The organism is Agrobacterium sp. M50-1, from assembly GCF_049843495.1.
GTDB classification, from domain to species: domain Bacteria; phylum Pseudomonadota; class Alphaproteobacteria; order Rhizobiales; family Rhizobiaceae; genus Agrobacterium; species Agrobacterium radiobacter.
Map to the genome: position 1 here is coordinate 458,790 of NZ_JBBHZH010000002.1, position 22,151 is coordinate 480,940.

Annotated in this window: 27 protein-coding genes and 1 tRNA gene; 24 read left to right on the plus strand and 4 right to left on the minus strand. The window is 58.7% G+C overall.

Annotated features, from left to right (window positions below; translation table 11 throughout):
- Positions 1–66 precede the first annotated feature (66 nt).
- From WDZ78_RS06340 to WDZ78_RS06355, 4 genes are all read left to right on the plus strand, one after another.
- Positions 67–330 carry a hypothetical protein gene (locus tag WDZ78_RS06340; protein ID WP_020012519.1) on the plus strand — a complete coding sequence of 88 codons (264 nt, stop codon included), beginning with the start codon at positions 67–69 and terminating at the stop codon, positions 328–330.
- 15 nt (positions 331–345) lie between these two features.
- On the plus strand, positions 346–573 hold the full coding sequence (locus WDZ78_RS06345) for a hypothetical protein (protein WP_425672583.1): 228 nt from the start codon (positions 346–348) through the stop codon (positions 571–573).
- Positions 574–916: 343 nt separating this feature from the next.
- The gene (locus tag WDZ78_RS06350) at positions 917–1,069 is read left to right on the plus strand and encodes a hypothetical protein (protein ID WP_020012517.1); all 153 of its coding nucleotides are present in this window, start codon (positions 917–919) and stop codon (positions 1,067–1,069) included.
- An 88-nt stretch (positions 1,070–1,157) separates the two neighbouring features.
- Positions 1,158–1,247: transfer RNA gene (locus WDZ78_RS06355), tRNA-Ser, on the plus strand.
- 131 nt (positions 1,248–1,378) lie between these two features.
- Here the strand turns inward: WDZ78_RS06355 and WDZ78_RS06360 are convergent.
- Positions 1,379–1,717 (minus strand): hypothetical protein, encoded by a 339-nt coding sequence (locus WDZ78_RS06360; RefSeq protein ID WP_020012516.1) that lies wholly within the window; start codon positions 1,715–1,717, stop codon positions 1,379–1,381.
- A gap of 315 nt (positions 1,718–2,032) precedes the next feature.
- On the opposite strand from WDZ78_RS06360, the gene WDZ78_RS06365 reads away from it, so the two are divergent.
- The 19 genes from WDZ78_RS06365 (at position 2,033) to WDZ78_RS06455 (ending at position 18,924) form a co-directional block, all read left to right on the plus strand.
- A complete protein-coding gene (locus WDZ78_RS06365; RefSeq protein WP_020012514.1) occupies positions 2,033–3,121 on the plus strand; it encodes a septal ring lytic transglycosylase RlpA family protein in 1,089 nt (362 codons plus the stop codon).
- A gap of 75 nt (positions 3,122–3,196) precedes the next feature.
- Positions 3,197–4,369 (plus strand): D-alanyl-D-alanine carboxypeptidase family protein, encoded by a 1,173-nt coding sequence (locus tag WDZ78_RS06370; protein WP_425672584.1) that lies wholly within the window; start codon positions 3,197–3,199, stop codon positions 4,367–4,369.
- 135 nt (positions 4,370–4,504) lie between these two features.
- Positions 4,505–5,179 carry a dTMP kinase gene (tmk, locus tag WDZ78_RS06375; RefSeq protein ID WP_020012512.1) on the plus strand — a complete coding sequence of 225 codons (675 nt, stop codon included), beginning with the start codon at positions 4,505–4,507 and terminating at the stop codon, positions 5,177–5,179.
- Complete coding sequence (locus tag WDZ78_RS06380; protein WP_425672585.1) at positions 5,172–6,197, plus strand: DNA polymerase III subunit delta'; 1,026 nt, start codon at positions 5,172–5,174, stop codon at positions 6,195–6,197. Before tmk ends, WDZ78_RS06380 begins: the two co-directional genes overlap by 8 nt.
- A 112-nt stretch (positions 6,198–6,309) precedes the next feature.
- A complete protein-coding gene (metG, locus tag WDZ78_RS06385; RefSeq protein ID WP_425672586.1) occupies positions 6,310–7,860 on the plus strand; it encodes a methionine--tRNA ligase in 1,551 nt (516 codons plus the stop codon).
- A gap of 11 nt (positions 7,861–7,871) precedes the next feature.
- Complete coding sequence (locus tag WDZ78_RS06390) at positions 7,872–8,654, plus strand: TatD family hydrolase (protein ID WP_425672587.1); 783 nt, start codon at positions 7,872–7,874, stop codon at positions 8,652–8,654.
- A gap of 2 nt (positions 8,655–8,656) precedes the next feature.
- A complete protein-coding gene (locus WDZ78_RS06395) occupies positions 8,657–9,481 on the plus strand; it encodes an MBL fold metallo-hydrolase (protein WP_020012508.1) in 825 nt (274 codons plus the stop codon).
- A gap of 21 nt (positions 9,482–9,502) precedes the next feature.
- Positions 9,503–11,284, plus strand: a complete 1,782-nt coding sequence (locus tag WDZ78_RS06400) for a chloride channel protein (RefSeq protein ID WP_425672588.1) — start codon at positions 9,503–9,505, stop codon at positions 11,282–11,284.
- Between the two features lie 110 nt (positions 11,285–11,394).
- Entirely contained in the window at positions 11,395–11,757 is a 363-nt protein-coding gene (locus WDZ78_RS06405) for an ArsR/SmtB family transcription factor (RefSeq protein WP_425672589.1), read from the plus strand.
- A gap of 29 nt (positions 11,758–11,786) precedes the next feature.
- On the plus strand, positions 11,787–12,314 hold the full coding sequence (locus WDZ78_RS06410) for an arsenate reductase ArsC (RefSeq protein WP_425672590.1): 528 nt from the start codon (positions 11,787–11,789) through the stop codon (positions 12,312–12,314).
- Positions 12,314–13,372, plus strand: a complete 1,059-nt coding sequence (gene arsB, locus WDZ78_RS06415) for an ACR3 family arsenite efflux transporter (protein ID WP_425672591.1) — start codon at positions 12,314–12,316, stop codon at positions 13,370–13,372. The genes WDZ78_RS06410 and arsB overlap by 1 nt, the downstream gene beginning before the upstream one ends.
- 2 nt (positions 13,373–13,374) lie before the next feature.
- Positions 13,375–13,797, plus strand: a complete 423-nt coding sequence (arsC, locus tag WDZ78_RS06420) for an arsenate reductase (glutaredoxin) (protein ID WP_425672592.1) — start codon at positions 13,375–13,377, stop codon at positions 13,795–13,797.
- Positions 13,775–14,500 carry an arsenical resistance protein ArsH gene (arsH, locus tag WDZ78_RS06425; protein WP_026364097.1) on the plus strand — a complete coding sequence of 242 codons (726 nt, stop codon included), beginning with the start codon at positions 13,775–13,777 and terminating at the stop codon, positions 14,498–14,500. Before arsC ends, arsH begins: the two co-directional genes overlap by 23 nt.
- Positions 14,501–14,872: 372 nt before the next feature.
- The gene (locus WDZ78_RS06430) at positions 14,873–15,439 is read left to right on the plus strand and encodes a YceI family protein (RefSeq protein ID WP_026364096.1); all 567 of its coding nucleotides are present in this window, start codon (positions 14,873–14,875) and stop codon (positions 15,437–15,439) included.
- Between the two features lie 109 nt (positions 15,440–15,548).
- Positions 15,549–15,938, plus strand: coding sequence for a COG4315 family predicted lipoprotein (locus WDZ78_RS06435; protein ID WP_425672593.1), 390 nt, complete (start codon positions 15,549–15,551; stop codon positions 15,936–15,938).
- 5 nt (positions 15,939–15,943) lie between these two features.
- Positions 15,944–16,450 carry a sigma-70 family RNA polymerase sigma factor gene (locus WDZ78_RS06440; RefSeq protein ID WP_020012499.1) on the plus strand — a complete coding sequence of 169 codons (507 nt, stop codon included), beginning with the start codon at positions 15,944–15,946 and terminating at the stop codon, positions 16,448–16,450.
- Positions 16,447–17,226, plus strand: a complete 780-nt coding sequence (locus tag WDZ78_RS06445) for an anti-sigma factor family protein (RefSeq protein ID WP_425672594.1) — start codon at positions 16,447–16,449, stop codon at positions 17,224–17,226. Before WDZ78_RS06440 ends, WDZ78_RS06445 begins: the two co-directional genes overlap by 4 nt.
- Positions 17,227–17,229: 3 nt before the next feature.
- Positions 17,230–17,874, plus strand: coding sequence for a cytochrome b (locus WDZ78_RS06450; protein ID WP_425672595.1), 645 nt, complete (start codon positions 17,230–17,232; stop codon positions 17,872–17,874).
- Positions 17,875–18,294: 420 nt separating this feature from the next.
- On the plus strand, positions 18,295–18,924 hold the full coding sequence (locus WDZ78_RS06455) for a DUF1062 domain-containing protein (protein WP_425672596.1): 630 nt from the start codon (positions 18,295–18,297) through the stop codon (positions 18,922–18,924).
- A 121-nt stretch (positions 18,925–19,045) separates the two neighbouring features.
- On the opposite strand, the gene WDZ78_RS06460 is transcribed toward WDZ78_RS06455, so the two are convergent.
- Positions 19,046–19,696 (minus strand): glutathione S-transferase family protein, encoded by a 651-nt coding sequence (locus WDZ78_RS06460; RefSeq protein ID WP_425672597.1) that lies wholly within the window; start codon positions 19,694–19,696, stop codon positions 19,046–19,048.
- Between the two features lie 361 nt (positions 19,697–20,057).
- On the opposite strand from WDZ78_RS06460, the gene WDZ78_RS06465 reads away from it, so the two are divergent.
- Positions 20,058–20,714, plus strand: a complete 657-nt coding sequence (locus WDZ78_RS06465) for a peroxiredoxin (protein ID WP_425672598.1) — start codon at positions 20,058–20,060, stop codon at positions 20,712–20,714.
- 67 nt (positions 20,715–20,781) lie between these two features.
- Here WDZ78_RS06465 and WDZ78_RS06470 read toward each other — a convergent pair whose 3' ends face one another.
- Positions 20,782–21,585, minus strand: a complete 804-nt coding sequence (locus WDZ78_RS06470) for a hypothetical protein (protein ID WP_425672599.1) — start codon at positions 21,583–21,585, stop codon at positions 20,782–20,784.
- Between the two features lie 32 nt (positions 21,586–21,617).
- Entirely contained in the window at positions 21,618–22,070 is a 453-nt protein-coding gene (locus WDZ78_RS06475; protein WP_020012493.1) for a DUF5680 domain-containing protein, read from the minus strand.
- Positions 22,071–22,151: the final 81 nt, after the last annotated feature.

A 22,151-nucleotide genomic window follows, 5' to 3' on the forward strand; every position in this document is an offset into this window, starting at 1 on the left:
AGGCGATCGGCATTGAAATGATGTTTTGCCGCTGCTACCTGATAACGACCAAGCAAAGGACGGCATATGGCAGCGCGCGACAGATATTCCCGGAAGCTCGAATGTTCCAAATGTGGTCATCATGGTTTTGCCGAAGCGTCGGAATCGGATGACAAGAGCCGCCGGGACGTCGATTTTCGCATCGATGAAATGCCTCGGGGATTTCGCGCGGAGCGCGCCTCGGGCGATCCGACGGATTTCATGATCCGCTGCGCCCAGTGCGGCAACATATTCCGTTTCCTGCAGAAAACCGCCTATGCGCCGGGAGGCGAGCCGCGCGTGAAGGCCTGAACGGGAGGTGCCCGCATGACTTTACCGCAACAACCTGATGGAGCGCCGCAAAGGCGCAAACCGATCTGGCCGTGGATCCTGCTCCTGGTGCTCACGCTCTGCGCCATCTATTCCTATAATCGCGCCAATGAAATCATCGCGGAATTGTCAGACACCTTGCCGCCCGCTCTGCTGAACCTGTTCGAGGATATTCTTCGCGGCGACGGCAGGCATGGCAGTGGCGGGCCGGGCATCGGCGTCTGAAGCGAGGACATCCGGCGCATAGCCGGCCCCTCGGGCGTGCTTCAGCCTTTAGTGATCGCAAAAGAAAAAAAAGCCCCGCAAATAGGCGGGGCAGGTTGATCGCTCGGGGAAAGTTGGGCAATGCCCGGGAGCGATGGCTTGATATAAATGACAAGAGTGCTGACGCGATAGGCCACTTCTGACCCAAACAGTACGCCCACGCATAAATTTTGTTCAATCAGCAGATTTTTAAAAGATGAGCTCGGCAAATCTGTAAGACAACTTGACAGACTTCCCCTTTATTCTTTGCATTGCCTCGAATTGCACATATTCGCCTTTAACATAACGTGACATGAGCAGACGCATGGATAAATCCGGAATTTTCTTCGTGGCGCTTTTGCTGGTGCTGATTGCAATTGTTTTGAGCCTGACGCTGTTCGATACGGCCCAGCAGGTGCCGTCGATACCTTCAGGCGACGGATCCCTGCTGCCGCCGGCAACGACCCCGGGGCAATGAACTGCCAGCCATAAAGAGAAGGACGGCGCCGCTCGCCCGGCCGGGATTGACGGCCTTTTTCAAACCGCTATAAAGCCTCACCACCGATGGATGGGTGTCCGAGTGGTTTAAGGAACCGGTCTTGAAAACCGGCGTGCGTGAGAGCGTACCGTGGGTTCGAATCCCACCCCATCTGCCATTTAGCCCGAAAACTACTCCAAGAGCGCAGCAATGAAGGATGCTTCGATCGCGTTATTTTGCTTTGGAATGGCTGGAGATCGGCGCGAATGGGAAACCCGCCTTTCGGCGGGTTCCAGGCGGCTGGTTTAATCAGATTTCCGGGCAACCCCGTTCATTCGCGAAGGTGATGCGATCCGGTCCCCGGCGCGTGAAGCCTTCGACGACGACGCGACCCGGCGTGACGCGCACGACCTCTGGATCGCGCAGGCCTGCCTCACGGGCGGCGGCACGGGCTTCGCGTTCGCTGCAACCGCGCATGCGGGGCGGGCCACGGCGGTCGACATCCCGGTCACGATCACGGATGACGGGGCGAACGCCGTCAGGGCCGATTCTGAGCTCCATGTCCTGCGCGCCTGCAGGGATTGGTGCGGCGAAGGATACCAAGGCGATGCCAATCGCCAGACCTGTGGTTTTCATAAACTTGATCATGTTTCCTCCCTCAGCCGAAACCGGCGGAAGCTCGTTGTTTGCGGGGAGAAAACGCGGTCGTCGTCCGTTTGTTCCTTGAGGATACGGTCGGGAAGGGAGGCCGAGGTGGGCAGATCGAGCCCGACAGGCGGGCTTAAAAGATAGAAATCATTAACCACGTTCGTTACAATTTTATCGAATTTGCAGAAGTCGTTCGCATTTTCGCCACGTTATGCACAAGATTAAGCGACTGTTAGGTGCTTCGATGGCAGGGGCAATTATCGAGGCAAGTGAGGGTGCGGTTCTCCGAGCCAATAGCAGCGTGGGGCAGACGATTTGAATTCTTCGGTCAAGAAACTCGGCATCAACGCCAGGTCAGGCGTGAAGTGGCTCGCAATTTCCGTGCTTTGCGCTGCGACCGCATCGTGTTCCACGACGTCCGAGACCAAGCCTAAGCCCAAGCGCAGCAAGGAATATTTTTCCGAATCCGAATATGGCGTCAAAGCCAGCCCGCGTGTGGCCGATGGCAAAAGCATTCCCAAGGGTGGCGGGCGCGAGCTGGTCGGCAATGCCTATACCGTCAAGGGCCGCCGCTATTTCCCGAAGGAAGAGCCGGGTTACAACAAGACCGGTCTGGCTTCCTGGTACGGTTCCGCCTTCCATGGCCGCCTGACCGCCAATGGCGAAGTCTACGACAAAGAACATCTTTCTGCCGCACATCCGACATTTCCCCTGCCGAGCTATGCGCGCATCACCAACATGGAGAATGGCGCTTCGGTTCTCGTGCGCGTCAACGATCGCGGACCGTTCCATGAAGGCCGCCTGATTGACGTTTCCAGCAAGACGGCCGACCTTCTCGACATGAAGGCCACCGGCACGGCGAATGTACGGGTGCAATATGCCGGCCGTGCGCCGCTTGACGGTCACGACATGCCCTATCTGATGGCGTCTTATATTCCGAAGGGTTCGCGTTCGCCGGGTGTAGCACCCGAAGGGCAGATCGCAACGGGCGTGATGGTGGCTTCGGCATCGCCGAATTTCGTTCCCGCGCCCACATCCAACCCGAATTATGGCGCCTCCACGCAGACGGCGCTCGTCGGTTCCAAGAAGAATGCGGCGCTTCAGGCCATGCCGCTCGTCAATGGCCCGGCGCCGGTTTTCGAACAATTCGCGATCCTGCCTGAAATCGGCCCTATCCTGGCCGAGCGTCCGGAAGGCAATTTCATGCGTGAGCCGGCTGCCCCCGGCGGCAATTATCTGCGCGTGCCGACACCGTCTTCCAAATTTGCCGCGGCCTATTCCGAAGAATCTGCTACAGTTTCCAGGACCGCAAGCGCCTTCGACAGCGTGCTCGTAGATCGTGGTGCGCTCAATGAGCAATCGATACTCGCCCATGTGAAGCGTCAGCAGGCGAAGTCGCGCTGACGGAATGAAGGATACGGCCGGCCTCCCGCCTTTATCGCGGGCAGCCGGTTACGGCAGGCAGGACTGGGCGGTTTCATGCGCAAGGCCATTCATCGCTCCTATCGTTCGGTCGTCGCAGCGGCAGCGCTTGCGTTTCTCAGTGCAGGCCCGGCACAATCACAGACAGCCCCCTTCATCGCCAAGGCCGAACAGGCCTATATGATCGATGCCGAAACGGGCACGGTGCTTCTTTCGCAAAATGAGAGCCAGCCTTTTCCGCCCGCATCGCTTGCCAAACTGATGACGGTGGAGGTGGTGCTGGATGCGCTGTCCAAGGGGCAGGTGACGCCGGAGACCGCTTATCCTGTCTCGGAATATGCCTGGCGCACGGGCGGTGCGCCATCGCGCACGTCGACCATGTTCGCGGCGCTGAAATCCTCCGTCAGCATCAATGATCTTCTGACCGGCATCATCGTCCAGAACGCCAATGATGGCTGCATTGTCATCGCCGAAGGCATGGCGGGCTCGGATGCCGCCTTCGCCAAGCGCATGACGGTGCGGGCGGGCGAACTTGGCATGAGCCGCAGCACCTTCACCAATTCCACGGGGCTTCCCGATCCCGGCAACCAGACGACCGCCAGGGACATGGTGCGCCTTGCCCAGCATCTGCATGACAGCTACCCCGACCGTTACGGGCTTTTCACCAAGCCGGATTTCGAATGGAACCGGATTTTCCAGCGCAATAAAAACACGCTCTTGATGCCGGGCAGCGGTATCGATGGTCTCGGGCTTGGTTTTGCCGAAGGCAGCGGTTTTGCCGCCGTCGTCTCGGCCGAGAGGGAAGGCCGCCGGGTCTATCTGGCGCTTTCAGGCATAGTGGACGACAAGACGCGGCAGGAAGAAGCCCGCCGGGTGGTGGACTGGGGCCTGACAGCCTTTGAAAAACGCCATCTTTTCAGCAAGGACGAGGCTGTCGGGTCGGTCGGCGTTTATGGCGGCGATGTCGCGCATATCGATCTTTCGCCGAAGGAAGATGTCAGCGTGCTGGTGCCGGTCAATAATCCGGAGCGTATTTCCGGACGAATCGTCTATCGCTGGCCGCTGAACGCACCTTTGGACGTTGGTGCAAATGCCGGAACGCTCAAGATTTTTTCGGGCGAACGCCTGTTGCGGGAGGTTCCACTTTATACGAAGGCGGCGGTCGGCAAGGGGTCGCTTACCCAGAATGCAACGGGTGCGCTGAAGGAACTGCTGCTGTTCTGGCTCTGAATGCCTGCTCCACGCGCCGCCTTGTTCCTATGCTTTTGTTCAGGCACCTGTTTTTCTGAAAAGCGCTTCACACATTTCGCTTCGATGCTGTAAACAGGCAATTCGAATTTTAGAAAACCCGTGCAGGACGTGACATTGGCCGAAAAGACCGGATTGTTCATCAGCTTCGAAGGCGGCGAAGGCGCTGGTAAGTCGACGCAGATTCGCACCCTTGCCGAGGCGCTTCGCGGCCGTGGTTTTAAGGTGGTCGTGACGCGTGAGCCGGGTGGCTCACCGGGCGCAGAGGCTGTCCGGCACGTTCTCCTTTCGGGTGCGGCCGAATCCTTCGGTGTGCGCATGGAAGCAATCCTGTTCGCGGCTGCTCGCAACGACCATGTCGAGGAGGTCATTCGCCCGGCGCTCACACGCGGCGAGATCGTGCTCTGCGACCGGTTTCTCGATTCCTCCCGTGTTTATCAGGGCACGACCGGCAATCTGGAGCCGGAATTCATCGAGACCCTGCAACGCATCGCGATTGACGGCGTCGTGCCCGAACTGACGCTGATTTTCGATATCGCCGCCGAAAAGGGGCTCGCCCGCGCCAGAAAGCGTGCGGATGAGGGCGCTGCGCCTGATCGGTTCGAGAAAGAGGAAATCGAAACCCACGAAAAGCGGCGGGAAGCCTATCTGGATATTGCGCTCGCCGAACCGCGTCGTTGCCGGATCGTCAATGCCGACCAGCCGGAAGGAAAGGTGGCGGAGGATGTCCTGTCCTTCGTAGAACCTTTGCTTGAACAGCTGGAAACGGCGGCGGGCGCGGCGCATGAGTGAGGTTCAGGGCGTTCTCGACGGCGCGATTGCGCCACAGCAGAACACGAAGCTTTTTGGCCATGAAGAGGCGGAAGCGTTCCTCGCGCAATCCTATCGTTCCGGTAAGGGCCATCACGCCATTCTGATCGAGGGCCCGGAGGGTATCGGCAAGGCGACGCTCGCCTTCCGTTTTGCCAATCATGTGCTCAGCCATCCCGATCCGTCGCTGGCGCCGGATTTTCTTGCCGATCCCGATCCGCAATCGCTGGTCAGCCGGCAGATCACCGCCGGGGCCTCGCATAATCTCCTGCATCTCACCCGCCCGGTGGACGAAAAGACGGGCCGCGTGAAATCTGCCATCACCGTGGACGAAGTGCGGCGGGCAGGGCACTTCTTCTCGCAGACATCGGGCACCGGCAACTGGCGTATCGTCGTCATCGATCCCGCCGACGACCTCAACCGCAACGCCGCGAATGCCATCCTCAAAATACTGGAGGAGCCGCCAAAGCGGGCGATGTTCCTCGTCCTGTCGCATGCGCCGGGAAAATTGCTGCCGACCATCCGCTCGCGCTGCATGCCGCTCAGGCTCCTGCCGCTTTCCGATGCGGCCATGGTGCAGTCGCTCGATCATCTCGGCATCAGCCCATCCGGTGAAAAACGCGACGCCCTGCTTGCCGCCTCCAAGGGCAGTGTGGCGCAGGCGCTCAAGCTGCTGAATTACGGCGGCTCGGACATTGTCGAGGCCTTTGCCGAGGTCATGGGCGCCGAAGGGCCGGGTGCGCGCAAGCAGATGCACAAGCTTGCCGAGGTTCTGGCACAGAAGGATGGTGACATCGTTCTCGGCTTCTTCATGGAGCATGTGACGGAAGAGCTTATGAAGAGGGCGCGGGCGGCGGCGATGGCGGGCGATATCGCGGCGGCGGAAAAACATGCGCGGCTTTCCTCGGCGCTTTCGGAACGCATCACCGTGGCGCAGGCCTATAATCTCGACAAGAAGCAGATGGTGCTTTCCATTCTGGAAGATATCCGTTCGGTTTAAGTGCCGGGATCAGGAATCATACCCGAAATGGGGAAGTTGTTGTTTCGCTGCTGCGAACAATGGTTTAAGAGCGGTCTATCCAAAAAACAGCCTGTAAAGTCGATAGACCGTCATGACAGACAAGACACCATTCTACATCACCACCGCGATCTCCTATCCTAACGGCAAGCCGCATATCGGCCATGCCTATGAGTTGATTGCGACGGATGCCATGGCACGCTTTCAGCGCCTGGATGGGATGGATGTGTTCTTCCTGACCGGCACCGACGAACACGGCCAGAAGATGCAGCAGACGGCGCGGGCGGAAGGTATTTCGCCGGAAGAGCTGGCGCAGCGCAATTCCGACCAGTTCCGCGAGATGGGCAAGCTGCTCAATGCCTCAAACGATGATTTCATCCGTACCACGGAAGAGCGTCACCACGAGACCTCGCGCAACATCTGGAACCTGATGGCCGATAGCGGCGACATCTACAAGGACAGCTATGCCGGCTGGTATTCCGTGCGCGACGAGGCCTATTACGGCGAGGACGAGACGGAAGTGCGCACTGACGGCGTTCGTTACGGGCCGCAGGGCACGCCGGTCGAGTGGGTGGAGGAGGAAAGCTACTTCTTCAAGCTCTCCGAATATCAGGACAAGCTGCTAAAGCTCTATGAGGAAAACCCGGAGTTCATCGGCCCGGCCGAGCGTCGCAACGAAATCATCTCCTTCGTGAAATCCGGCCTCAAGGACCTGTCTATTTCCCGCACCACTTTCGATTGGGGCATCAAGGTTCCGAACGATCCCAAGCACGTCATGTATGTCTGGGTCGATGCGCTGACGAACTACATTACCGCCACCGGATACATCGAAGACAAGAACGGCCCGCGCGCCAAATATTGGCCTGCCGACGTGCATATCATCGGCAAGGACATCATCCGCTTCCACGCGGTCTACTGGCCGGCTTTCCTGATGAGCGCGAAGCTGCCTCTGCCCAAGCGGGTCTATGCCCATGGCTTCCTGCTCAACAAGGGCGAGAAGATGTCAAAGTCGCTCGGCAATGTCGTCGATCCGGCCAATCTGGTGAACCATTTCGGTCTCGATCAGGTCCGTTATTTCTTCCTGCGCGAAGTCTCCTTCGGTCAGGACGGCAGCTATAGCGAAGAGGGCATCGCCACCCGCATCAATGCCGATCTTGCCAATGGCATCGGTAATCTCGCCAGCCGTTCGCTGTCGATGATCGTCAAGAATTGCGACGGCCATATCCCGACGCCCGGTGAGTTCACCGAAGAAGACAGGGCGATGCTCGCCTCCGCCGACGGACTGCTGGCGCTCTGCCGTGAGGAGATGGGCAAGCAGCTCATCCACCGCGCGCTGGCGGCCATCATCGCCGTTGTTTCGGAAACCGACCGTTATTTCGCCTCGCAGGAGCCGTGGGCGCTGAAGAAGACCGATCCCGAGCGCATGGGCACGGTTCTTTACGTCACGGCGGAAGTGGTGCGCCAGATCGGTATTCTCCTGCAGCCCTTCATGCCGCAATCCTGCGACAAGCTGCTCGATCTCGTCGCTGCGCCTGCCGATAAACGTGATTTCGCTGCTTTGGGCGAAGCTGGCCGCCTGGTTCCGGGCACGCCGCTGGAAGCACCGAAGCCGGTTTTCCCGCGTTATGTCGCGCCGGAAGCGTGAAGGCGACAACCATGCTGATCGATACCCATTGCCATCTGGACTTTCCCGATTTCGAAGCGGAGTGTGACGATATCATCGCCCGCGCCCATGCTTCGGGTGTCAGCCAGATGGTGACGATCTCGACACGGGTGCGCCGCCTGCCCGAGCTCTTGAAGATCACGGAAAAATATCCATCGGTCTTCTGCTCCGTCGGTACGCATCCCAACAGCGCGGCCGAAGAACTGGATATTTCGGCCGATGATCTGGTGCGGCTGGCCGAAAGCCACGACAAGATCGTGGCGATCGGCGAGGCGGGTCTGGATTATTTCTACGACACGCAGAAGCCGGAAGACCAGAAGACCGGCCTCATCCGCCATATCGAGGCGGCAAGGAGAACGAAGCTGCCGCTCGTCATTCATAGCCGCAGCGCTGACGACGACATGTCCGCCATTCTGCGCGCCGAGAGCGAAAAGGGAGCATTCCCCTTCATTCTGCACTGCTTCTCCGCTGGTCCGGAGCTGGCGAAAACCGGTGTCGAACTTGGCGGTTATGTTTCCTTCTCCGGTATTCTGACCTTCCCGAAATCACAGGATATCCGCGATATCGCCGCCACCGTGCCGCTGGAGCGGCTGCTGGTGGAGACGGACGCGCCTTATCTTGCGCCGAAGCGCTGGCGCGGCAAACGCAACGAACCTTCCTACGTGGTCAACACCGCGGAGGTTCTGGCCGAGGTACATGGCGTTTCCTATGAGCGCATGGCCGAAATCACCACCGAAAACGCCTTCCGCTGCTTTTCGAAGATGACAAGGGTGTAGGTGTGGCAATCTACCGTCGCCGCTTCACGGTTCTCGGATGCGCGTCGTCGCCCGGCGTGCCGCGCATCAACGGCGACTGGGGCGCCTGCGATCCTGATAACCCCAGGAACCGGCGCACCCGCACCGCCTTCATGGTGGAGCAGATCGGTCCGGATGGCGGCAAGACGACCGTTGTCATCGATACCGGCCCGGATTTTCGCGAACAGATGATCGCGGCGAAGGTGGAGGCGGTCGATGCGGTGCTTTACACCCACGCCCATGCCGACCATCTGCATGGCATTGACGATCTGCGCATCTATTTCGCCATTCAGCAAAACCGCATTCCCATCTATGCCGATCCCGTCACCATGGCGCGTATATGGGATGGTTTCGCCTATTGCCTGGAGACGCCGCCGGGCAGCAGCTATCCGCCCATCGTCGAACCACGGATCATCGCGGATATCGATGCGCCCGTTATCATCGACGGGGCAGGCGGGCCGATACCTTTCAACGTTCATATGCAGCAGCATGGCGATGTGCATTCGCTGGGCTTCCGTATTGGTGACGTCGCCTATTGCACCGATGTCAGCGATTTTCCGACTGAGACCCTGCCGAAGCTTTCCGGCCTCGATATCCTCGTCATCGACGCGCTGCAGCACCGTTACCACCCCAGCCATCTGTCTCTGGAACAGGCGCTCGGCTGGATCGAGAAATTCGCACCCAAACGGGCGATCTTGACCCACATGCATATTCCGCTCGATTATGACACGGTGATGCGTGAAACGCCTGATAATGTTGAACCGGCTTATGATCAGATGCGTTTCGAGATCGATATCGAAGCAGCCTGACGCCGCCTGAAAAGGAACAGCATGTCGACCAAGCCTTTCCGTGCACCCAGTATGGCGAGCTTCTTCGACAATCTGCGCGCCAGCCGGTTGCGGGCAATGTTCCGTCGCGGCGAACTGGGGCTGGTTGCTCTCGCCGTCTTCATCGGCATCGCAGCGGGTCTCCTGGTGGCGTTGATCGGCGCCTTGAGCACTGCGCTGCATGTGCTGGTCTTCGGCGTCGAGCGACTGAGCAGCAGTGACCTGTCCGGATGGATCGTGCTTGCCGGTCCGATCATCGGCGGCGTCGTGCTTGGCCTGATCATCTTCATTCTATCGAAGACCCGCAAGAAACCCATGGTCGACCCGATCGAGGCGAATGCGCTGCATGGCGGCCGCCTGTCGCTGACGGACAGTATCATTGTCTGCCTGCAGAACATCGTCTCCAACGGTTTTGGCGCGTCTGTCGGGCTTGAGGCGGGTTACACGCAGATCGCCAGCGGCGTCGCCTCCAAGATCGGTATCAAGCTGAAACTGAGGCGAGGGGACATGCGCATCCTCGTCGGCTGCGGCGCCGCAGGGGCGATTGCCGCCGCCTTCAACGCGCCTCTGACGGGGGCTTTCTACGCCATCGAACTCATCATCGGCACCTATACCGTCGTAACGCTTGCGCCGCTCATCGTTTCGGCGCTGGTGGCGACGACCGTCATCGGGATTATCGGCGGCCATGGCCTTTCCATAGATATCGTCGATGCCAGCCGTGTGACGCCGGCGGATTATGTGCCCGCCATCTTTCTCGGCGTCGTGTGCGCGGCCATCGGCATCACGCTGATGCAGGCGGTGTCCTTCATCGAGGAGACGGCCCGCAAAAGCGCCATTCCCGGCTGGCTGCGTCCTGCAATCGGCGGCGTGGCGGTGGGTGGGCTTGCGCTGATTTCACCGCAGGTGCTGTCGAGCGGCCATGGCGCGCTGCATCTCAATATTGACGCCGAACTGACGATATACGGGCTGGCCGGGCTGTTCCTGCTGAAGGCGGCGGCCAGCGCCATTTCCATCGGTTCGAATTTCCGCGGCGGCCTGTTTTTCGCCTCGCTGTTCATGGGATCGCTGCTCGGCAAGATTTTCGCGCTCTGCGCCCCCTATATCGGTTATGGATCGACGGCGCCGATCGTCTATGCCGTGATCGGCATGAGCGCCTTTGCCGCCGCCATCATCGGTGGGCCGCTGACGATGACGTTTCTGGCGCTGGAACTGACCGGCGACTTCCAGATCACGGCTCTGGTGCTTGCCGCCGTCATCACCACCTCGCTCGTGGTGCGCACCACATTCGGTTACTCCTTCGCCACATGGCGTTTTCACCTGCGTGGCGAGAGCATTCGCAGCGCCCACGATATCGGCTGGATCCGCGACCTGACGGTCGGCAAGATGATGCGCGCCGATATCCGCAAGGCCAATGTCAGCATGGGTCTTCCGGCCTTCAAGGAGAAGTTCCCGCTCGGCTCGACGCAACGGGTAATCATGACCCATGATGATGGACGTTACGCCGGCATCGTCCTCGTCCCGGAAATCTATGCCGACCCGATGGATCGCGACCCCAGCAAGATCAGCCTTGAAACCTATCTGCAGTACAAGAATGACGTGCTGCTGCCGACCATGAATGCCCGTCAGGCGGCGGCCGCCTTCGATGCGGCGGAGAGCGAGGCGCTTGTGGTCGTCAACGACAAGATCGAAAACCGGCCCGTTGGCCTGCTCACCGAAAGCCATACACTGCGGCGTTACAGCGAAGAACTCGATTTGAGGCGTCGGGAGGCGTCCGGCGAATTATAATGTACATTAGGAAATTCGAGCAATTTATTGATATAAATTATTCTTTTTATTTAATAATCCTGTCTCGTTTGATGTCTTGACAATCTCATTGTATCCATTATTCTGGATATATGGATAATTTAACCGCAATAACAGCGCTTGGCGCTTTGGCCCAATCCACCCGTCTGGAGACATTCCGGCTGCTCGTTAGGCACGAGCCGGACGGCGTTCCCGCCGGTGAACTTGCACGCCTTGTCGATGTTCCCCAGAACACGATGTCAGCGCATCTCGCCACGCTTTCACGGGCGGGTCTGGTCAAGAGCGAGCGGCAAAGCCGGTCTGTCATCTATCGCGCCGATCTTGGCGGATTGCGCCTGCTGACCCTGTTTCTGCTGAAGGATTGCTGCGGTGGTTCCGCCGAACTTTGTGCGCCGCTGATTGCCGAACTGACACCCTGCTGCAGCCCGGAGGCGAAACCATCGCCGGGCCTGTAAGGCCGCCGATCTAACCACGGACCGAAACCATGACCGACAAGATCTATAACGTGCTCTTTCTGTGCACGGGCAATTCCGCTCGTTCCATTCTTGCCGAATCCATTCTCGCCAAGGAGGGTGAGGGGAGGTTCAACGCCTATTCGGCCGGCAGCCAGCCGAAGGGAGAGGTGAACCCTCACGCCCTGAAGGAACTGGCGGCGCTTGGTTATCCTGCCGCTGGCTTCACCTCGAAAAGCTGGGATGTTTTTGCCGGGCCTGACGCGCCCCAGATGGACTTCATTTTTACTGTGTGCGACAGCGCCGCAGGTGAAGCTTGCCCCGTCTGGATCGGTCATCCGATGACGGCTCATTGGGGTATAGAGGACCCCGCCGCCGTGGTCGGCTCAGAGGCCGAGGTTCAGCGCGCCTTCGCGCAGGCTGCGCGTTTCCTCAAGAACAGGATCGCGGTTTTCATCAGCCTGCCCCTGCAATCGATCGATCGAATGGCGCTGGAAACCAGGCTCCGGCAGATCGGCGCTCTGGATGGAACCACCACTCCCGAAGGAAAGTCGGCCTGATGTCCATCTTCGAACGTTATCTGACCGCCTGGGTGTTGCTGTGCATCGTTGTCGGTGTCGCGCTTGGCCATTGGATGCCCGGCGTCTTTCAACTCGTCGCTGCTGCGGAGATCGCCAGGGTGAATATCCCGGTTGCGATCCTGATCTGGCTGATGATCATCCCGATGCTGCTCAGAATCGATTTCCGCTCTCTCTTGCAGGTCGGCACATTCTGGCGCGGCATTGGCGTGACGTTGTTCATCAACTGGGCCGTCAAGCCGTTCTCAATGGCGCTGCTCGGCTGGTTTTTCATCGGCTGGCTGTTCCGCCCTTATCTTCCGGCTGGTGAGATCGACTCCTATATCGCCGGGTTGATCATCCTTGCCGCTGCTCCATGCACCGCCATGGTCTTCGTCTGGAGCAACCTGACACGGGGTGAACCGCTGTTTACATTGTCGCAGGTCGCGCTCAACGATGCGATCATGGTTGTGGCCTTTGCTCCGATTGTCGGGCTGCTGCTAGGCCTTTCGGCCATCACCGTGCCCTGGGATACGCTCGTTCTCTCTGTCGCGCTCTATATTGTCGTTCCCGTCATCCTCGCGCAGCTGATCAGGCGGTGGCTCATGGCGGATGGAACGTCACGAACGCTGGATCGGGTTCTTGCAGGGCTCCAGCCGATTTCACTGATGGCGCTGCTTACGACGCTGGTTCTTCTCTTCGCCTTCCAGGGGGAGCAAATCATCGCCCAGCCAGCCGTAATCGGCCTGCTTGCTATCCCGATCCTCATCCAGGTCTATCTGAATTCGGGGCTTGCCTACCTCCTGAACCGGATGACGGGTGAGCGCCATTGCGTCGCCGGGCCTTCGGCCCTCATCGGCGCCAGCAATTTCTTCGAGCTGGCCGTCGCTGCCGCCATCAGCCTGTTCGGTTTTCAGTCAGGCGCGGCGCTGGCAACCGTTGTCGGTGTTCTCATCGAAGTCCCGGTCATGCTTTCGGTCGTCTGGATCGTGAACCGCTCGAAGAACTGGTATGAGGCTGCCCCCGCCGTTTCCCGAACGACAGTGACCGAAAGGCTATGATTATGGACGCCACGATTTTTCACAATCCGTCCTGCGGAACGTCTCGCAACACGCTGGCGCTGATCCGCGCGGCAGGGATCGAGCCGACCGTGGTCGAATATCTGCGGGAACCGCCGACGCGCGAACGGCTCGCAAAAATGATTGCGGATTCGGGCCTGACGGTGCGCGAAGCCATGCGCGAGAAGGGGACACCCTATGCCGAGCTCGGTCTCGACAATCCTGATCTGACCGACGATCAGCTGCTCGGCGCCATGATAGAGACGCCGATCCTCATCAATCGTCCTTTCGTGATGACACCGCTCGGCACCAGGCTCGCCCGTCCGTCTGAAGTCGTGCTGGATATTCTGCCCAGGACTTTCAACGGACCGTTCTTCAAGGAGGATGGCGAGCAGGTCCTCGACAATGAAGGAAAGCGCATTGCCTGAGACATTTCCCGCATTGCAGGCGCAGCACCTGCACAGCATTGACCCGGATGCGCTGCGTCCGGCGTTTTCGACCCACAAGCCGCGCATCCTGATCCTTTACGGCTCGCTGCGCGAGGTTTCGTATAGCCGTCTGCTTGCATTCGAGGCCGGGCGGTTGCTCGAACTGCTTGGTTGCGAGGTTCGGATATTCGATCCGAAGGGCCTGCCTTTGCCCGATGAAGCGCCGGCCAGCCATGCCAAGGTGCAGGAGCTGCGTGAACTCTCCCAATGGTCGGAGGGACAGGTCTGGGTAAGTCCCGAACGCCACGGCGCTATGACCGGCATCATGAAATCACAGATAGACTGGATTCCTCTCGCAGTCGGATCGGTTCGGCCGACACAGGGCAAGACGCTCGCCGTCATGGAAGTTTCCGGCGGCAGCCAGTCCTTCAATGCGGTGAACCAGATGCGAATTCTCGGCAGATGGATGCGGATGATCACCATCCCAAACCAGTCTTCGGTGGCAAGGGCGTTTCAGGAATTCGACGCGGAAGGCCGGATGAAACCGTCATCCTATTATGACCGGGTCGTGGATGTCTGCGAGGAACTGGTGAAATTCACGCTGCTGACGCGTGATGCTTCCAGCTATCTGACAGATCGCTACAGTGAACGCAAAGAGCAGGCAGACGAGCTTGAAAAACGTGTTTCGCTTGGATCGATCTGACCGGTCGGCCCTGGTGGGCCGGTTCGTGCTTTTCGGCTCACGAACACTTTGATTGAATCGATCGCAACGGGAGAAGATACCGAGTTGCTTTGGAGGCGTTGAGCCGACCAGAGCTCGATCGCGCCGCGACATATGCAACGGGCAATAACCACACAAATCCCTGACTGCACCATCAAATAAGTTCCATAATCTATCTTATGCGATTATTGTTCATGGATTGAAGCCATACCCCTGTGGATGTTTGCCCGCCGCATAATCAAAGCCGGTTATTCCCCTGTGAGCGGGATTTTGACGATCTGCCGGCGTGGTACGGATTAAACCTCTTCCTGCGGTGTTCTCCTGAGTGCGACTACTCGTAAAGGAGCTTGCGCCGTGAAATGTTCCTATTCCCTCACTCTCTTCATGGTGACATTGGCCGGCCTGCCGGTATCTGCCAGCCCGTTCTCGTCCGCAGCCGGACGATATCGCATCGATCCTGCCTCTCACATACGCTTTTCAATAGCACAGGTTGCCGGCCCCGGGATCAAAGGCACAATTCCCGACATATCCGGCCGTTTCGACATCGATCCGGATCAGCCGGCCAAGTCCTACGTGGAGATCAGTCTCAACCCTTCCAGTGTCCAGACGGGACAGGAACGGGTGGAAAACTTTCTGCGATCCAGCGCGGTTTTTAATATCGCCGTTTATCCGCAGATCGTGTTTCGCTCCAACCGCGTTACCCAGGACGGACCGCGCAGCGCAGTGGTTGAAGGCACACTGACAGCCAGAGGCATATCCAGACCCGAGACGTTTCACGCTACATTCGTCGAGCAACAGAAGGGATCCGTCACCTTCCACGTCACCGGCAATGTCGCCCGCCTGCCCTATGGCATGGGTGTTGGGGTGCCGCTCTATTCGAATACGGTGGCATTCGACTTTGATTTGAAGGGCGTCAGATAAAAAGCGAGGGGGCAAAAAAAACAGCGGCGCTGGGATTAAGCGCCGCTGGCCGGTGTTTCTCCAATATCGGGCATCTTCTCCGATCCATCATTCCTCAAAGGACTATCCCATGCGTGCACATCATTTCGTTCTGGCCGGCCTTGTAGCGCTCACGGCCACGGCTGCACTGGCCGAACCCTATGCCGGTGGCGCGGTGATTGAAAAGGCAACGGCCAAAGGCACGATCCTGACCGACTCCAAAGGCATGACCCTTTATACTTTCGACAATGATACCAGTGGCGCGTCGGCCTGCTACGATAGCTGTGCAAAGAAATGGCCGCCCCTCGCCGCCTCGAAAACCGACAAGGCGGATGGCGACTACAAACCGGTTTCCCGTAAAGATGGTACGATGCAATGGTCGCATGACGGAAAGCCGCTCTATCGCTGGCAGATGGACAAGAAGCCGGGCGATGTCACAGGCGATGGCGTCGGCGGCGTCTGGCACATTGCCAAGGAATAGTATCCATGCCGGATTTTCTGGACGAGATCACGAGTTGCATACCGGCGCTTCGACGTTACGCGAATGCGCTCACACACGACCGTGAAACGGCTGACGATCTCGTCCAGGACTGTCTGGAGAGAGCCATCCGCAAAAAGGCGTTGTGGAAACCGCAGGGACCGCTGCGTCCCTGGTTGTACCGGGTGCTTGTCAACGTCTATCGCAACAATCTGCGCGGCCGAAATCGCCGGCCCTCACAAATCCCGATTGACGACGTTGCGGAACAGCTGTTCGTGCCGGCGGCGCAAACGGGCCGGATAGCGCTGGCCGAAATGGCCCGCGCCATTGAAAAACTGTCCGGCGAACATCGCGAAGCCCTCCTCCTCGTCGTTGTCGAAGGCCTCAGTTATGCGGAAGCGGCAAATGTTCTTGAAATTCCGTTGGGCACTCTGATGTCCCGTCTGGGGCGAGCCCGAACGGCCCTCGCCCGCATGACCCAGGAAGACCAGCCAAATCTCAAGGTGATAAAATGACCGGCAACGAGCCTCAGATAACCGAAGCCGATCTGATCTCTTACGTCGACGGGCAGCTCGAAGACCAGCGGCGTGACGTCGTGCGCGCTCACCTCGCCTCCAATCCGGCCGACGCACGCAAGGTTGCGATATGGCAGCAGCAGAACACCACGCTGACGGCGCTCTACGGCCCTCTTGATACCGGTGCTTTACCCGAGCGCCTCGATGTTTACCGGATCGAGCGGCGTCTGCGATCGCAGCGTGCCGAATGGCGCAACATGGCGGCGGCATCCATCCTCGTTCTGGCCGTTGGTTTGGCGGGCGGCTGGTTCGGGCGCGGGCTGGTGTCTCAGGTCGCGGAACCCGCCCACTCTCTCGTGGCGGATGCTATGCAGGCGCATAGGCTGTTTGCGAGCGATGTTCTGCATCCGGTGGAAATTCGGGCCGATGCGGAAAATGCTTCCAGCCTGCCGAAATGGCTGTCGAAACGGCTGGACCGCAAACTGAACATTCCCGACCTCACCCGCCATGGTCTGTCCCTTGTCGGCGGCCGTGTCCTCCCAAGTTCCGAAGGCGTCGCAGCCCAGCTCATGTATGAAGATAAAAGCGGGCATCGCGTCACTCTTTATATCGTGGCTGCGGCCGACTCGAGCGACACCGCCATGCGGCGCTCGAGCGTCGGTTCACTGGAGACCGTCTCCTGGGACGACGAAATGATCCGCTGCGCTTTGGTCGGCAACCTGCCGTCCGACCGCATGGACGCCATCGCGAAAGACACCTATCAGCAATTGAGTTAGCCGATGAGATATTTCGAGGATCATTCCGATAGTGTAGCAGCGGGTGAACGGCTGTGGCGTAATTCGCCGACATCTTTCGGATGGGTGGCGATCGCGTTCCACTGGACGATCGCGCTGCTTTTCCTCGCGCAGCTTGCGCTGGGATATGTGATGAGCCGCAACGATATCGATCCGGTCCTTCAGTTCGACCTGTTCCAATATCACAAGTCGATAGGGTTTCTGGTATTGGCCCTCGCCGCGCCGCGTTTCCTATGGTCGGTTTTCAGCCGGAAGCCGCAGCCTGTCGATGGCGAAGGCCCGGTTTCAAGGTTCGCGGCGCGCGCCGCTCATGTCGCATTGCTGTTCCTTACCCTTGCCGTTCCCCTCGCCGGCTGGGCCGTCGCTTCGACGTCTCCCCTGCAAATCCCCAGTTACGTCTTCGATCTCGTGGTCGTGCCGGGGTTGCCTCTGGCGATTTCCGATCAGGCGGAGGCGTTCTGGACAGAGGTTCATGCCACCCTCGCCTATCTCGCCGCAGCCATCGTATTTCTACATGTGACGGCAGCGCTATGGCACCATTTCATCCGCAAAGATTCAACCCTCCGGCGTATGCTTCCGTCTCCGGCAGCCGCGAATAACAGGCGCAAAACTGTGTCCTCCCGGAAATAGAGGCGCAAGTCATGCCCAGCTGGTGACATCGTTTTGACCGCGGAATTGGCAGGCTACCCGAAGTTGCGCAAAAGTCACATCGCAGTGGCTTTCGGCGGACGGGCGCGCCGCATGCTTCCATTTCTGACCGATCATTTGTTATCGTTACCGCCGAAGAGCATTGGCGCATCGAGGTAGACTTTGCCTAAGTAAATACCGGTCTCAATCCAGTTTCACCCGTACTGCGGATAGCCACAGGCTGTCGGCGTATGATCACGTTCATCGGGTGGTGGCAAGAGACCGGTCTGGCATTGTTAAAATGTGCCCTGCGCAGCTTTGCTGTCTCAGCTCTTCACCCACCCGAAACATCGCCACGCCGTTCCCGTCAGGGTTTTCTCCTGCACCATCTTGGTGGACTTCCAAATGGAAGACCAAGACAATATGTGCAATGTACTTCGGGTCCAATGGACCATCACGCCACGAACGGCGCCCCAGCCATGGCTCGCATGCAGCGGATGCGGCGATCTGAGGGCGTTTCAATCCAGCGGCAAGATCCGGCTTAACGCCAATGGCCGCAAACTGGATGCCTGGCTCATCTATAAATGCCTGATCTGCGACAAAAGCTGGAACCGGCCGATTTTCGAGCGGCAGAATCTCCGCGACATCAGCCCTTCCGTTATGGAAGCGCTGATGTCCAACGATCCGCAATGGATAAGGGCGGAAACATTCAACCTCGAAGCCCTGAGACGCAAATCGCAACGTATCGACGAGTTTCCCGAGTTCGATATCGAGAAAAAGATCAAGGACGAACCTCCCGACTGGACCATGGCCGAGATTGATCTCACGGTTCCGCTTCAGAGCGGCATACGCCTTGATCGCCTGCTGGCGTCCGAACTGGGGTTGTCACGGTCGATGCTGCAGAAGCTTCACGATGGCGGCATGATACGGGCGCAGTCCGACCGTTCCGATGTTTGGCGGCGGCGCGTTAAAAACGGCGCGCGGATTGTGATCGAGCGCTGTGACGGCTTCGCTCCGGAACAATTATGGGAACCCGCAACGGCGGATTGCTAAAGGTAACGCGAGGGTCTGAAGGTTCAGGCCCTCGCGCTGCGACATCGTCAAACAAGAGCGGCTTGTCATGTGCATCGAACGACCGCTGGCAACCCGCAGCTACGGTCTTGCCGGCCGTCGTTCAGCCGCTCGACGCAGCCTTGAAAATCGCCAATTGGTCGGCAAAGGCGCGTTTATAGGCGGGGCGCGCTTCGCCTCGGGCGACGTAGGCCGAAAGGTTCGCATACTCATCGAGGATGCCTGAGCTTTTTATCCTTTGCAGGACAGACACCATCAGCAGATCGCCGGCGCTGAATTCGCCGTCGAGCCAGTCGGCGTCACCGAGGCGGTGGGACAGTTCGCCAAGCCGCTTGCGAATACGGTCATGGACGATCTGCAGGCGCTCGCTGTGCCAGCTCTTGTCCCCTTCGAGAAAGCCAGTGACAAAATGCTCGACGATGGGCGGTTCCATGGTGCTGAGCGCGGCGAACATCCACATGATTGCCCGCGCCCGCGCATCCGCATCCTCTGGCAACAGGCCGGCATGACGTTCGGCTATATGCAGCACGATCGCACCGGATTCAAACAGGACGAGGTCGCCCTCCTCATAGGTCGGGATCTGCCCGAAGGGTTGAAGCGCAAGGTGCGCCGGTTCCCGCATCGCCTTGAAGGAAAGGAGGCGGACATCATAGGGCTGGCCCACTTCTTCAAATGCCCAGCGGACGCGCATATCGCGGGCGAGACCCTTGCCGCCATCGGGCGAGCGTTCAAAAGCGGTAATGGTGATTGTCATTGCTGCTCTCCATCACGTTTTTCCGGAGACGATTGGTGCTTCGTCATTTCGTGCCGAAACGCCCTCGAATGCCGCCGCCTGACGTTAGATCACAATATGCGTTGGGATGAGTGAAAACAATGTTGGCATTGCCTTTGGAGTAATCCTTTCCCCCCTGAAACAATCAACCGGGCGGAAATCGCGCAAGCGCGGCAAACAAGGGAAATCAGGTTTATCAAATCTCTGTGGGGCTGAAGCAAACACCACTGAGGCCGGATGAAAAGGCTGGCCATTTCATGCAAAAACTCTAAGCTCCAGCGCCGGACACGAATTGTCGAGAACCATCAGATTTTCAGTCAAATCATCAGGGAGAAAGCATCAGATGAGCCTGCGTATCAACGATATAGCACCAGACTTCACCGCCAAGACCACCCATGGTCCGGTGAGCTTTCACGACTGGATCGGCGACGGCTGGGCGGTCCTGTTTTCACATCCGAAAAATTTCACGCCCGTCTGCACGACGGAACTCGGTGCGATGGGCGGCCTGCAGCCGGAATTCGAAAAACGCGGTGTGAAGATCATCGGCATTTCGGTCGATCCGGTCGAAAGCCATGAAAAATGGAAGAATGATATTCGCACGGCGACCGGTTTCAACGTTGATTATCCGCTGATCGGCGACAAGGACCTGAAGGTCGCGAAGCTCTACGACATGCTGCCGGCCGGCGCCGGCGAAAGTTCCGAGGGCCGCACGCCTGCCGATAACGCCACCGTGCGCTCCGTCTTCGTCATCGGTCCCGACAAGAAGATCAAGCTGGTCCTCACCTACCCGATGACCACAGGCCGCAATTTCGAGGAAATTCTCCGCGCCATCGATTCCATTCAGCTCACCTCCAAACACCAGGTGGCGACGCCTGCCAACTGGAAGCAGGGTGAGGACGTCATCATCACCGCCGCCGTCTCCAACGAAGATGCAATAGCCCGTTTCGGCTCCTACGACACGGTTCTTCCCTATCTGCGCAAGACAAAGCAGCCCGGCTGATTTTGAAACCTGTGATGGGGCGGTAAAAACGCATCGTCCCATCCGTTCCGGGGTATGACGGCGCGCGCTAGCCGGCTTCCTGCTTCGCGACGAGCAGCATTGGCCGGTCATCGAGTTCGGCGGGGGTGAAACGCGCAAGAAGATCGAACGATGTTATGGCTTCACCGGCGGAGAAGCGTCGTCCGTTGACGACGAGATGCCCGAGGCCGAATATCGTAAGAAGCGCTTCCGCCGCATCTCCCGACGAGCTGTCGAAAAGCAGATTTGTCTGGCCGAAATGTTCCAGACCCGTTGTCCAGGCTCTGATCTTTTCCCCCTCCTCCGTCACAAAGGCTCCGAAGGCCAGCATCGTCGCCATTTGCTGCGGCTGATCCAGATGGCTGTTTGCATAGTTCAGATAGTCATCGAGATTGGCGCGGCCGACGATCATGTCCAGATAGTGCAACGCAACCGCCCGCATGGGGGCGAGCTGGTGGATGCCGAGCAAGGTCGAGGCGATCTCGTTATGCGCGATTTCTGGATCATCTTCATCCGCCAGGATGAGAAATCTGAATTCGCACCGGTGTGTCGCACGGCTAAAATCGTCATATGCCGCTTTTGCATCGATACAAAAGGTCTTTGACCAGTCGACCCTCGCCCTCGCAACTGCCGGATATTGGGCCGGCGCAACCGGCGTCGCCACGACCGGCTCGGGAGTGCCGACAAAAACCCTGGTTGCACCGCGCAGTCCGTCAAAAACGCCTTTTTCGCCCACCCGCTCGCATTCATATCCCTCCTCGCCCCACGCTTCCGTCAGGGTCAAGTCCGAGATCGCGGGTTCGCTGTCGAAATAGAGTGTCGCCTTGAAAAATTGAGCGTCGCCATTTGCCATTGCAAATTCCCGTCCATGGCATTTCTTGCGCTCTATGGCTTTATGATCCCACCATGATAGTCAAGCCGGTATGTCTCGACATGTCCCCGGTAAATGCGCTCGACGCCAGTGAAGGACTGGAACTCACCCGCATTCGTATCGACATAGACCAGATTTTCCACCGGGTGGGTAAAGCCGCCGAGAAAGCGGCCCTGCCGATAGAGCGTGGAAAGCGACCGCTGAATGACCATTCCGGCTGTCGCACCGTCGATCATGTCGGGCCGGAGGATACGGCCGTAATAACTCATCGCCCAGAGGGCCGTCCCCTGATGCCAGACGACCTCCTGACCGATGAAATCAGTTCCCCCGAAATAGCTGTCGATATAGTGCCAGTCGCCGTTCTGATAGCCGAGATCGTGCGATCCCTTGCGCGTGGGCGTCGGGGATTTGTTACCGCCGCCAACATACGTGGCGGACTTGGCCTGCACGATGAACTCTTCCAGCATGACACCCCTCGAAATAAGAACATAAAGTGAACATAAGCCGTTTTCATGATCGTCGCAAGTACTATCCGCGCCCGGTATCGA